The organism is Leisingera sp. ANG-M7 (assembly GCF_000813965.1).
In the GTDB taxonomy this organism is placed as follows: Bacteria; Pseudomonadota; Alphaproteobacteria; order Rhodobacterales; family Rhodobacteraceae; genus Leisingera.
Genome location: NZ_JWLI01000025.1, coordinates 50,762 through 63,604, shown reverse-complemented (window position 1 = coordinate 63,604; position 12,843 = coordinate 50,762). Strand labels below are relative to the sequence as shown.

General features: G+C 65.9%; 9 protein-coding genes. 8 read left to right on the top strand and 1 reads right to left on the bottom strand.

Annotated features, from left to right (window positions below; genetic code table 11):
• Positions 1-140: 140 nt before the first annotated feature.
• From RA26_RS20515 to RA26_RS20490, 6 genes are all read left to right on the top strand, one after another.
• Positions 141-2,129, top strand: coding sequence for a TonB-dependent receptor plug domain-containing protein (locus RA26_RS20515; RefSeq protein ID WP_052272512.1), 1,989 nt, complete (start codon positions 141-143; stop codon positions 2,127-2,129).
• A 295-nt stretch (positions 2,130-2,424) separates the two neighbouring features.
• Complete coding sequence (locus RA26_RS20510) at positions 2,425-4,194, top strand: IucA/IucC family protein (protein WP_052272511.1); 1,770 nt, start codon at positions 2,425-2,427, stop codon at positions 4,192-4,194.
• Positions 4,181-5,893, top strand: coding sequence for an IucA/IucC family protein (locus RA26_RS20505; RefSeq protein WP_039187020.1), 1,713 nt, complete (start codon positions 4,181-4,183; stop codon positions 5,891-5,893). Before RA26_RS20510 ends, RA26_RS20505 begins: the two co-directional genes overlap by 14 nt.
• Positions 5,894-5,898: 5 nt before the next feature.
• Entirely contained in the window at positions 5,899-7,131 is a 1,233-nt protein-coding gene (locus RA26_RS20500) for an AMP-binding protein (protein WP_039187017.1), read from the top strand.
• Entirely contained in the window at positions 7,128-8,423 is a 1,296-nt protein-coding gene (locus RA26_RS20495) for a DUF6005 family protein (RefSeq protein ID WP_039187016.1), read from the top strand. Before RA26_RS20500 ends, RA26_RS20495 begins: the two co-directional genes overlap by 4 nt.
• Positions 8,420-9,259: a sugar phosphate isomerase/epimerase family protein gene (locus RA26_RS20490; RefSeq protein ID WP_039187015.1), complete on the top strand. Its 840-nt coding sequence runs from the start codon at positions 8,420-8,422 to the stop codon at positions 9,257-9,259. The genes RA26_RS20495 and RA26_RS20490 overlap by 4 nt, the downstream gene beginning before the upstream one ends.
• An 88-nt stretch (positions 9,260-9,347) precedes the next feature.
• On the opposite strand, the gene RA26_RS20485 is transcribed toward RA26_RS20490, so the two are convergent.
• A complete protein-coding gene (locus tag RA26_RS20485; protein ID WP_039187014.1) occupies positions 9,348-11,186 on the bottom strand; it encodes an ABC transporter ATP-binding protein in 1,839 nt (612 codons plus the stop codon).
• Positions 11,187-11,453: 267 nt separating this feature from the next.
• Here RA26_RS20485 and RA26_RS20480 point away from each other — a divergent pair, with 267 nt between their 5' ends.
• Both RA26_RS20480 and RA26_RS20475 read left to right on the top strand, forming a co-directional pair.
• Complete coding sequence (locus RA26_RS20480) at positions 11,454-11,747, top strand: DUF2218 domain-containing protein (RefSeq protein ID WP_039187013.1); 294 nt, start codon at positions 11,454-11,456, stop codon at positions 11,745-11,747.
• A 160-nt stretch (positions 11,748-11,907) separates the two neighbouring features.
• Positions 11,908-12,840 (top strand): MotA/TolQ/ExbB proton channel family protein, encoded by a 933-nt coding sequence (locus RA26_RS20475; RefSeq protein WP_039187011.1) that lies wholly within the window; start codon positions 11,908-11,910, stop codon positions 12,838-12,840.
• Positions 12,841-12,843 lie beyond the last annotated feature (3 nt).

The following is a 12,843-nucleotide window of genomic DNA, read 5'->3' as shown; positions in this document are numbered from 1 at the left end:
CTGCAACAGCAAATAACAAACTAATTTACTCAACATTACCCTCTTGCGCCCGGCGCAACACCTCCCTATCAGGCCCAAGCCTTTGAAAAGGCGAGCCAGGATTTAACCCAAGCTAACAGCTCCAAGAACACGGGTTAATCATGGCACGAACTTCCAGCATCCGCCTGTCCGGGCTGCTCTGCAGCACCGCGCTCACACTCATCACCGCCTCCGCCGCGCTGGCCGAGGAAGACGAGGTCCTGTCGCTCGACCCGATCGTGGTCAAACAGCGCGACCCCATCGGCAACGCCGCAGACCGCGCCACCTCGATCTATGTGGCCGACGCCGAGATCGAACGCGCCGCAATGGGCGACCTCAAGGACCTGTTTGCCGGCATCGCCTCGGTCTCCGTCGGCGGCGGCATTCCGATTGCGCAAAAGATCTTCGTCAACGGCGTCGACATGCTGAACCTCGCGGTGCAGGTGGACGGCATCAGCCAGAACAACCGCACCTTCCACCACGTCAGCGCCAACGCCTTCGACCCCGGTCTGATGAAATCGGTACGCGTCGATCCCGGCGTTGCCCCCGCCGACGCCGGCCCGCGCGCGCTGGCCGGCCGGGTGGTGATGGAAACCATCGACGCCGAAGACATCCTGGAAGACGGCGAAACCTTCGGCGGCCAGTCCCGCCTGTCCTATTCCAGCAACGGCAACACCGCCCAGGGGTCGCTGACCCTGGCGGGCCGCAGCGGCGGTTTCGAAATCCTCGGCTACGCCAAACGCGCCACCGGCAGCAACTACGAGGACGGCGGCGGCGTTGAGATCTCCGGCTCCGCCGCCAACCTGACCGCGGGCCTGCTGAAGTTTGCCTATGAAGGCGACCAGGGCGACCGGATCGAGCTGTCCTTCCAGGAGGCGCAGGACAACGAGCTTCGCAACATCCGGCCCAACTTCGGCCCCAGCAGCGGCGCCGACTTTGCCACCTATAACACCAGACGCCGCATCGCCTCGCTGCGCTATGAAAGCGGCAATGAATCCGGCCTCTGGGATCCCTCGGCCACCCTCGGCTTCTCCGAAATCAATGTCGACCGCCCGTCTGATCCGTGGGGCGACTCCACCTCCACCAGTTCGAAGACCTACTCGCTGACGCTGCAGAACGATTTCCACCTGTCGGACAGCAACACGATCACCGCCGGGGTGGACTACCAGATCCGCGAAAGCTCGGTGAACGCAACCTGGACCAACGGCAATACCGGCGAGGAAAGCAAAAACCTCGGCATCTTCGCCCAGGCCCGCCTGGAACCCACCGACCGGCTCAGCGTCTCAGCCGGTCTGCGCTATGACTGGCAGGACTTCACCGGCCAGGACTTCGCCCAGTCCGGCACCGCCTTCACTGACGAAGCCTCCGGCGCAAGCGGCAACCTGTCGGTGGTCTATGACGTGACAGACTCCCTGTCGCTGCGGGCAGGCTATTCAAACGTGTTCGGTGGTTATGACCTTGAAGACAACTTCCTGTTCTTCCGGACCTGGGATTACACGGACATCCGCTCGTCCCGTGCCGAAAACATCGTGGTCGGCGCCGACTGGCAGCGCGGCAACTGGACCCTGGGCGGCGAACTGTTCAAAACCAATATCGACAATGTCCGCAGCGTGTCCCGCCGCGGCGTTGTCTCCGGAAATGATTTCGAAAGCGAAGGCTTCAACATTGCCGCCACCTACGGCTGGAACAGCGGCTTTGCCCGCTTCACCATGAACAACGCCGACGTCTCCTTCAATGGCGAGGCGGCAGAGAGCTTCTTCCTGGTCGATTCCGGCACCCCGGTCGGCAAGGTGCTGGCGTTCGAGGTGCAGCAGGAGATCGCAGCGATGAACCTGCTGGTCGGCGGCAGCGTCGAGGCGGCGCTCTCAAACGACAACGGCGTCTACGAAAGCTACACCCGGAAACAGCCCGGCTATGGCGTGCTGAACCTGTTTGCCGAATACAGCCCGCCATCGCTGGGCAACCTGACCATCCGGGCCGCCATCGACAACGTGTTCGACAAGCAATACGCCGACCGCGCCACTTATGGCACCGAGTACATCTCCTCGGAAGTTGCCACCCTCAACGAACCGGGCCGCAACATCTCGGTCGTTGCAACGCTCAAGTTCTAAGCCTCCGCGGGCTTGCAGTGCCCGGCGGTTCTCCGCCGGGCACTGCAAAACACAGTAAAATAGTCAGAAATTCCTTTCCCCGCCCCGCCGCACAGGCTAAGTACGGGGCGTGAAACCCTTTTCACAGTCGGCGGCCAGCCTTTTGCCCGCGCCGCTTCGCAGCCAGCTATCCCGCTAGTTCCTGTCTAAAACTGACCCGGCCCGACGGCCCGGCTCCGCCGGGGACCGCCTGCGCCGCGGCACGGCTACGGGAAGACCCCATGCACCCTGCCCGCCCCCTAACGGGAGGCCCGCAATGAGCCTCCAGCAGAGCATTGACGCCCCTGCTTGCGCCGCAACGGCCGCGCAGGCCGCCTCGCTTCAGGCGCTCCTCAACACCTATCTGCGCGAAATGGCCCCCGGCAGCGCCGTGCTGGCCGATGACCGCAGCACGGTGGAAATCCCGCTCAGCCATATCCCCGCCCGGCTGCGGGTGCGGATCACCTATTTCTCTGCAACCGGCCCCCACCGCTTCGGCCCGGCGCAAATCCTGTTTGATGGCTCCAGCACCTGGCACTCCGCGCCGCCGGTTCAGGTCCTCACCCTGATCGCGCAGGAGTGTTTCACGCGGCTCAACAGCCGCGATGCGGGCCAGCTGCCGGAATTCCTGCGCGGCCTCTTCAACAGCAACGCCGGGATCGAGCAGAACCTGATCCGCCACGCGGGGACACCGGAACCCGACGGCTTTCTGGCCGCAGAACAAGCGCTCACCTTCGGCCACTGGCTGCACCCGACCCCCAAAAGCCGCGACGGGCTGACCACCTGGCAGCAGGCGGCTTATGCGCCTGAATACGCAGGTGAATTCCGCCTCACCTTCTTTGCCGCGGACCAGAGCCTCGTCACCCTAGGCTCCGCCCATCAGGCCCCCGCGGACATGCTCCGCCAGATCCCCGGCCTCGATGGCGCCTTCCGGCTGCGCCCTGATGAGGTGATGATCCCCGCCCACCCGCTGCAGGCGCAGATGCTGCGGCTGGATCCGCAGGTGCAGGCCCTGCTGGCAACAGGCCGCCTGCGCGACCTGGGCGAGGCCGGCTGCGCGTTCAACGCCACCTCCTCCCTGCGCACACTCTATGCGCCGGGCTGCCGCTGGATGCTGAAATTCTCGGTCCCGGTTCGGCTCACCAATTCCCTCCGCGTGACCAAGCATAACGAGCTGGAAACCGGCGTCTTGATGGCGCGGCTGCTGAAACATCTGGACGCCGACGGCCCCCGTTTCCGCATCCTCAACGACCCGGCCTATCTGACCCTGACCCTGCCCGGCCGCAGCGAAAGCGGCTTTGAGGTGATCTTCCGCGAAAACCCCTTTGCAGGGACTGATGGAACAGGCATCTACAACCTCGCAGCCCTCACCGCCGACCCGCTTCCGGGCCGCACCGCGCTGCTCACACGCCTCATCCAGCAGCTGGCGGCAGACCACGGTGAGACACCGGCAGACACCGCCCGCCTGTGGTTCGAGGCCTACCTGACCTGCATGCTCGACCCGGTGCTGGATCTCTATGACCGCCACGGCATCGCGCTGGAGGCGCATCAGCAGAACAGCCTTCTGGACCTCAGCACCGGCCTGCCGTCGCGCGGCTACTACCGCGACAATCAGGGCTATTTCATCGCCCAGGACGCCCTGCCCCGCCTCAACGCTCTGGAACCCTCGCTGACACAGCAGCCCGCACTGGTCTACCCGCGCGCCCACATCAATGAACGAATGGCCTATTACCTGGTGGTCAACCAGATCTTTGCAGTAATCCGCCGCCTGGGCTGCGACGGGCTGGCGCCGGAGCCTGATCTGCTGCTGCAACTGCGCCGCCGCCTGACTACGGCCGCCAGCCGTCTCAGCGGCGCCGGGGCGGATTTCGCCCGCTACCTGCTGACCGCCCCTGCGCTCAGCGCCAAGGCCAACCTGCTGACCCGCGCCCGCAACGTGGATGAGCTGGAAACCGAAGCGCAGGAGGGGCTGTTTCTGCAGATGCCGAACCCCATTGCCGCGGCACAGCCGCAGCCCGTGCAGGAGCGCACCGATGTCCTTACATGAGACCCTGAGCCGCGCGTCGTCCGCCCCCCGCGTGCTGCGCCAGCTGTGCGAGGCGCTGCTCAGCGAGGGCTGGGCCGCATCGCTGCAACTGAACCGCAGCCAGACCATCCACTGGTCCCTGCGCCAGAACCAGTTCCGCGCCCGCGGCCGCCGCGGTGCCTTTGGCCGCTACCGGCTGCAGGAGGGCAGCATCGAGGTGCAGGGCAGCAACACATGGCGCCCCGCCACCACCGAAGACGTGTTGACTGCGGTGGCGGATCCCTCCCCTGCGCTTGACATCCTGCGCGCCGACCTTCGGCACACTGAGCACCTCAGCGATCTGACCGCGCTGCACATCCCCGCCGCAACCCGGCGGTACCGTTTGGGCATCTCCGCGTTGGAAACCGCCCTGCACGAGGGCCACCCCTATCACCCCTGCTACAAGGCCCGCAGTGGCTTCACCGACGCCGACCACCTCGCCTACGGACCGGAAGGCGGTAAAACCTTCCGCCTGGTCGGCGTGCTGCAGCACCAGTCTCTGGTGGAGCAGGTGCTGCCTTCGTCGGATTTCTGGGAGCACGAACTGGGCACCGCCGAATGGCAGCGCATCGCCGCACTGGCAGAGCAGAACGGCGCGCCTCTGGATAGCTTCCGCCTGCTACCCCTGCATCCCTGGCAGCACGCCAAGCTGCAATCAGACCCGCTTTTCACCAAATGGCGCAACGCAGGCCGGCTCGCAGAGATTGGCCCCATCGGCACCCCCTGCCGCGCCACCCAGTCGATCCGCACCCTGATGAACGCCGCAGACCCCGCCCGCGCGCATGTGAAAACCGCCATGGCGATGCGCAACACCTCGGCCTTGCGCACCCTCGCGCCAGAATCCGTTGCCGTCGCGCCCGCGATCTCCAACTGGCTGGCGCTGGTGCTGGACAGCGACCCGCTGTTCACCAGCCGCTACCCGCTGACCATCCTGCCGGAATACGCCGCCATCACCGCCGGCCGCGGCACCGCGCTCGACGGGCATCTGGCCGCGATCTGGCGGCAAAGCCCCGAAGCGCTTGGCCTGCCCGCGGAACATATGATGCCCGTGAACGGCCTTGCCCTCACAGACCCCGACGGTCGCCCCCTGATTGCCCCCTGGATCGAAACCCACGGCCTCGACGCCTGGCTTGCCCGGCTGATCGAGGTTGCGGTGCTGCCCGTCTGGCACCTGATGGTCGCGCACGGCATCGGGCTGGAGGCGCATGGCCAGAACCTGATCCTGCACCACGAAAACGGCTGGCCAACCGGCCTCATCGCCCGCGATTTCCACGAAAGCCTGGAATACGTGCCGGAGCTGCTCTCGCGCCCGAACCTCTGCCCGGACTTGTCGCAAATAGATGCGGCCTACAAACACGCGCCCTTGGACAAGTTCCACCGCATGTCCGCGTCTGAGGAGCTGCGCTGGCTGGTGATGGACACGCTGTTTGTCTTCAACCTCGCCGACCTCTCCGACCTTCTGCAGCGCCACTACGGGCTGGCAGAGGCCACCTTCTGGCGCCGCGTCCGCAGCCGGCTGGACCGCTACGCGGCTGAGCACGGAATGCAGGACCGGCAGGCGATTTTCGCACCCTTCACCCCGCAAATCCGCGCCGAAAGCCTGATTTCCCACAAGTTAGAGCCTGAAAACCCGCAGCACGGCCACCTGATCGCCAACGCCCTGGCCACCGACAAAGGATAACCGCCATGTTTGTTCTGAACGACACGACTATCGACCCCTCAGACCTAGCCGCGCGGCTGGACCGCGTGCTGATGGATCCCGCCACGCATCGCTACGGCCTGCACATGCAAAACGCCGGCGCCGCGCTCTCGGCGCTTTTGTACCTGCGCGCGCAAGGCGCCGGCGTCTTCCCGGTTCACGCCGGCATCCCGCCTGAAACCGCCCGCGAAATGGCGCAGGCGGCGGGCTGCGACGTGATGCTCAGCGACGGGCTGAAACAGACCACCCTGCCTCAGACGGACACCGCCCCGCGCGGCGGCGTTCTGGTGCAGATGAGCTCCGGCACCACGGGTGCCGCCAAGGTGATCACCCGCACCTGGGACGAAATCGCGGCAGAGGTCGAAAGCTACGCCGCCTTCTTCACCGCCAGTGCGGCGATGACGCCGGTGATCGCCTGCCCCGTCACCCATTCCTACGGGCTGATTGCCGGCGTTTTCGTGGCGCTGCACCGCGGCCATGTGCCGGTGGTGCTCGACAGCCTGAACCCGAAATACATCCTGCGCCGCCTGCGCGAAACCGGTCAGCCGCTGCTTTATACCTCGCCTGCGATGCTGCACACGCTGGCCCGCCTCCTGCCCGAGGGCCAGCGCCTCTACGCGGCCAACACCTCCGGCACCGTGCTGCCAGAGGCCTGGTTCCAGGTGATCCGCGCCCGCACCACCCATCTGTTCCAGCAGTACGGCTGTTCCGAGGCCGGCTGCGTCGCCATCAACCAGGATCTGCAAAACCCCTATGACGTCGGCCAGCCGCTGCCGCATGTGGCCCTGGCCGCCGGATGCAGCAGCAATCCCGAAGCAATCCGCATCACCATCGCCGGGCAGACGATCGACACCGGCGACCTCGGCCACCTCAATGACAGCGGCATGCTGGTCTTCACTGCCCGCGCCGATGACATGATCAACGTCGCAGGCCTCAACGTCTATCCGCAGGACGTGGAAAAAGCCGTCATGGCCCTGCCCGGCGTCAGTGACGCCGTCGCATTCCGCCTGCCCGACCCGCACTCCGGCGCCCGCGCGGGCCTCCTGTATGCCGGCACCGCCAGCGAAGACACCATCCGCCAGGCCTGCCGCGCAGCCCTTGCCGACTACCAGCAGCCTGCGCTGATCCAGCACCTGCCCGCCCTGCCCCGCCAGGCCAACGGCAAAATCAGCCGCCGCGAAATCGCCGCAAAATTCACACCGGAGAGTGCGGACGCATGACCTACGACATGATCCTTGAGGCCATCCGCCAGACCCTCTCCGGCCCGCTCGCCAATCCGCATATGCAGAACTTCTCCGCACAGGCGGTGCTGAACGATGACCTGCACATCGACTCGGTGATCCTCATTAACCTGATGCTGCATCTGGAGACCGACCACGGCATAGAGATGCCCGAACGCGAGCTGTCCAAGAGCGATTTCGCAACCGTCGACGGGCTGATCCGCATGCTGCTGGGCGAGGCCCCTGAAGCCGCCGAAGACACCTCCAACGCCCCCGCCCCCAGCGAAATCACCGTGCATTGCTTCGTCAGCTGCCTCTGCGCCGCGATCCGGCGCCACGCGCATCTGAACTTCCGCCCGTTCTATTTCGGCACCTGGGACAGCAGTTTTGCGGTGACGCCTTCGATGCAGCTCGCCTACCACAGCGAAGAGATCACCCAGGACCATTTCGCGGCTTGGGTCGAACGGCTCTACAACATCCCGGTGCGCGAATGGTACGACCACAGCCGGACCAAGGAACAGAACCTGATCCGCTTCGAACAGCTCCTCTCAACCAAATCCGATGACGAGCAGCTGGTGGTCTTCCTCGACATGTTCCACCTGCCGGAGCGCGAGAACAAGTACAACCAGAACCCCTTCCCGCATTATGTCATCATTGAGCTGACCGATGATCCGGACCTCTGGCACCTCTATGACCCGGACTACCGCTGGCGCGGCGACCTGCCGCGCGAAACCATCCTGAACGCGATGGCGCAACCCACGGTGGCGGGCGGATACATCCTGAACAGCGGCAACGCGCAGGCGCCGCAGCCACAGGATCTGGCCGCCTATTTCACCGAGAACTTCCGCGCAGACGACAACCTGCTGACCTCCGCCTTGCGGCGGATCTTCACCTACCACTGCGACCCCGCCCGCCCGCTGGCGCTGGCCGACCTGGGACGCGCGGTGCGGGAAATGCCGGTGCTCTCCTTGCGCAAATACGCCTATGAGCACGCCTTTGCCTTCTTCTGGCAAGAGCTGGACACACCGTTTGAACCCTTCGACGCCGAATGCGACCGGGTCGAGGCGCTGTGCGAAGGCTTCCGCAGCCTGCACTTTCTGGCCGCCCGCATCGCCCATACCGGCGACCGCGCCATGATCCCCGACCTGTTCGCAGCCCTCGATGCGCTGGACCAGCTCGAATTCACCATCAAAGCGGCGCTGCACGCCCAGTTTGACACCTGGTGCGCCGCCAACCTGCCAGCCCAGAATTGCCGCCCGGCCAGCCCCCAGCCGCAGGAGGTTCCGGCATGAAGATATTCCTATGCACCATTTCTTTCCGCCACCAGCTGATCGGGCTCAAGGACATCGCCTTCTGGGCCCGCGACAACGGGCTTCAGGGGATTGAGCTGTGGGGTGTGCACGCCCGCAGCCAGCCGCCTCTGGCCATTCACAACGCCCAGTGGATGGCCGCGCAGGGCTTGTCGGTGCCGATGATCAGCGACTACCTGCCGCTGCATGACCCGGACCTCTTGCGCAGCCGCACCCTGGCGCTCTGCGCCCAGGCCCGCACCTGGGGCGCCACCAAGATGCGGACCTTTGCGGGCCAGCAGGCCAGCGCCGACGCCACAGCGGAAGAACGCCGCCAGACCATCCGCGCCCTGCGCGAGGCCTGCGTTATCGCCGCGGATCACGGGCTGCGCCTGCTGGTCGAAACCCATCCCGGCACCCTGGCCGACACGCTCTCCGCCACCTGCGATCTGATCGGCGCCACGGACCACGACGCGCTCGCCATCAATTTCGACGCGCTGCACGTCTGGGAGGGCGGCGATGACCCGGTAGAGGCCCGCCGCATCCTCCTGCCCCGCATCGCCCATTACCACCTGAAGAACGTCTCCGCCCGCGACCGTCTGGACGTGTTTGCCCCCGGCAACGTCTACAGCGCCGCAGGCAGCCGCGACGGCATGGTGCCGCTGTTCCAAGGTGCCTATGACTATGGCCCGCTGCTGGCAGAAATGGCCCAGGACCCAGCCTGCGAGGCCTCGCTGGAATGGTTCGGGGATGCGGTTTTCCAGACCCTGAAAAGCGATATTGCCCAGATTCGCACCCGGATCCGGCGGGCGGAGCCCGAAACCGCGGAAGCGGTCTGAAGACGTCGGCCCCCGATCCTGGCACAAGAAACCCGGCACGCAGGCTAACGTGCCGGGTTTTCTGTTTCCGCATCCAGCCTGTGTGAAATCACACCATCTCCGCCACCCGCTCCGCCGTGCCCGCCTGGCGCTGCCACAGCCCGGCATAGACACCCTGCCGCGCCAGCAGTTCGGCGTGGCTGCCGTCCTCGGCAACCTCCCCCTCCTGCAGCACCACGATCCGGTCCATCTGCGCAATCGTCGACAGCCGGTGGGCAATCGCAATCACCGTCTTGCCCTGCATCACATCCAGAAGCGTCTTCTGAATCGCCGCCTCCACCGCACTATCCAGTGCCGAGGTTGCCTCATCCAGGATCAGGACCGGCGCGTTCTTCAGAACCACCCGCGCAATCGCGATCCGCTGCCGCTGGCCGCCCGACAGCGCCACGCCGCGTTCCCCTACATGGGCGTCATAGCCGGTCCGCCCCGCATGGTCGCGCAGCCCCATGATGAACTCATGCGCCTCGGCCCGCTTAGCGGCAGCGATCATCTCCGCCTCCGTGGCACCGGGGTTGCCGTACATGATATTGGCCCGCACCGAGCGGTGAATGAGCGAGGTGTTCTGCGTCACCACCCCGATCCGGCTGCGCAGGCTCTCCTGCGTCACCCCGCGGATGTCCTGCCCGTCGATCAGAATGCGCCCGCCTTCCGGGTCGCGGAACCGCAAGAGCAGGTTGATCAGGGTCGATTTCCCCGCCCCCGACGGCCCGGCAATGCCCACCCGCTGGCCCGCCGGGATATGCAGATCAATGCCGTTCACCCCGCCAGCCGTGTTACCGTAATGGTGCCGAAGATCCTCGATTCGCACCTCGGCACGGGCCACTTCCAGCGGTTTTGCCGCCGGCGCATCCGTCACCTCATGTTCCGCCGACAAGGACCGCAGCCCCTCGCGGATCACCCCCATGTTCTCAAACAGCCGGATCGTCACCCACAGGATCCAGCCGCTCATCCCGTTCAGCCGGATCGTCAGGGCCGACACCGCCGCCACCTCGCCAACGCTGACAGCCCCGCACATCCACAGCCAGATCGCAGGCGCCACCACGATCAGGATCAGCACGCCATTGATGGCGATGCTGCCAAACGCCAGCCGCGTCATCATCCGCAAAAACCGCTGATAGCGCGTCCGCAGCCGCCGCAGCGCCGACAGCGCATAGGCCTGCTCCTGCCCGTCGCGGGCAAACAGCTTCACCGTCTCGATATTGCCATAGGCATCGACAATCCGCCCGGTCGCGGCAGAGCGCGCATCAGACCATTTCTCAGCAGTCGCCGCCACATTCAGCGCGGTATGGCGCACATAAAGCGCATAAAGCCCCACCCAGGCCACCAGCGGCACCGCCAGCCGCCAGTCGATCTGCGTCAGGACCACCACCGCGCCGATCATGTAGGTGACGGCAAATAGCACCGCCTCGAACAGCATATGCACGCTGTCCTGCACCGCAGGCCCCATCTGCATCACCCGGTTGCTCAGCCGCCCGGCAAAATCGTTCTGAAAGAACCCCGCCGACTGCCCCAAGAGATGCCTGTGCGCCTGCCAGCGCACCTGCTCCTGCAGGTTCGATGACAGCGTCTGCTCCAAGAGCAGGTGATTGAGCCCCACCAGCGACGGCCGCACGATCAGCACGCAGAACAGCGCCAGCAGCATCTCCGTCCCATGCGCAGCCCAGAACGCCCCGGCGCCGGTCTCCGCCATCAGGTCCACCACCCGGCCGGAATAGAAAATCAGCCCGCTCTCCATCAGCGCGGTCAGAACGCCGGTGGCAAACATCAGCGGCAGCCATTTGCGGTAGGGCGCCAGCTGCTGCGCCAGATAGGCCCGCAAGGCGGGCCGCGGCGGCGCCTGATGCGCAGGCGCAAAGGGATCGACAAGGTTTTCAAAAGCCCGGAACATTTTGGAGGCCTCTCAAGGATTTTCATGGAACCGCTTGAGATGTGGGTCGCCGTATCCGCCCGCCCGAAGCCCTTAAAACAGAGTCTAACAAGGGCAGGGGCGCGGATCCTGCCTGCACCGCAGCCCGCCCCTTTTAGGGGTCCCTGCCCCGCTTGTCAGCAGCGAAATTCACGCCCCGGCGGCAAAATACACCCCGGGTTTCCGCTTGCGGCAGGCCTGCAGCCCGCTATTGTGCCGCAATCTGAGTAAAACACTAAGGATTACATCATGCTCACCGATCAGGGCCGCTTTGAGACCCCGAACGCCTCCAGATACCTGCAGCAGCTGTGCAAGCATTTTGCGCACAAGGTGCCCGTGGACCACGACGAAACCCGCGGCACTGTCGCGCTGGGAATGGGCCCGGCCACCCTGCAGGCCACAGAAAACACCCTGACCGCAGAGGTCACCGCGCCGGATGCCGCAGACCTGGCAGAGGCCCGCGATATCATCGACCGCCACCTGGCGCGCTTCGCCTTCCGCGAGGCGTTTGAGGCGATGGACTGGCAGTCCGCAACCGCCTGATCCCGAAATCTTGACAAAACGGGTTGGTTTTCCTACCCGTGGCCGCAGGTTTCGCTGCGAAACCTCCCAGCAAGGCATTCCCCGCTCCCTCAGGGGCCGCCCAGCCATTTCCGAGAAACCGGCGCCGCCCCTTGCGGCGCTTCTGGCTGGAGACAGGTCCATGACCCTTCGTTTGCCCGCAGCTGCGGCTGCCCTTCTGCTCATGGCCCCCTTTGCTGCGGCTCAGGAAAGCCCTGCAGCCCCAGTCCCTGCCATTACCGCAGACACGCCCGCCGCCATCAAGACAGCGCCAGCGCCGTCGGCTCCTCTTGCGCCGGCCCCTGTGCCTCCGGCCCCGGTCCTTCCATCAGACGCAGACAGCGCGGTAGCGGACCCTGCAGCCGCCCCTGCCCCGCAGCCTGCGGCTGAAGCGCCCGCCGCCCCGCCCGAACTGGCGCAGATGGCCAATGACGCCTCTGCCAAAGCCCTGAAGTTCCTGCGCGACGGCGGCCCCTCGATCTGGGCCATTGCGGCCCTGTCCGTGATCACTCTGGCGCTGATTCTGTGGAAGATCTGGCGGCTGGCCCTCATCGGAGCCTGGTCCCGCGGCAAGGCCGCCGATGCCGTCGCGGCCTATGAACGCGGCGACCGCGCCGCCGCGCTTGCCATCGTGCAGACCCGCATCGGGGTGCGCTCCAAGGTGGTGGCTGCCGCCCTCGCCGCCAGCGCCAGCCTGCCTGAGGACCGCGCCCGCGAGGAGACCGCGCGCGTCGCCAAGCTGCACCTCGCCAGCGCCGCCACCGGCCTCGGCGCGCTGGAGCTGATTGCCACCATCGCCCCCCTTTTGGGCCTCCTCGGCACCGTTCTCGGCATGATCGCCGCCTTCCAGGCGCTGCAGGCCGCGGGATCCAAGGCCGACCCCGCCCTGCTGGCCGGCGGCATCTGGGAGGCACTTCTGACCACCGCCGCCGGCATGGCCGTGGCGATCCCCGCCTCCGCTGCCCTAACCTGGTTCGAAGCAGTAATCTCCCGCATCCGCCGTGATCTGGAGGACAGCGCCACCCGCATTTTCGTCGCCTCCCAGCCCGATCAGCTGGCGCTGGCCGCCGAGTAGCCT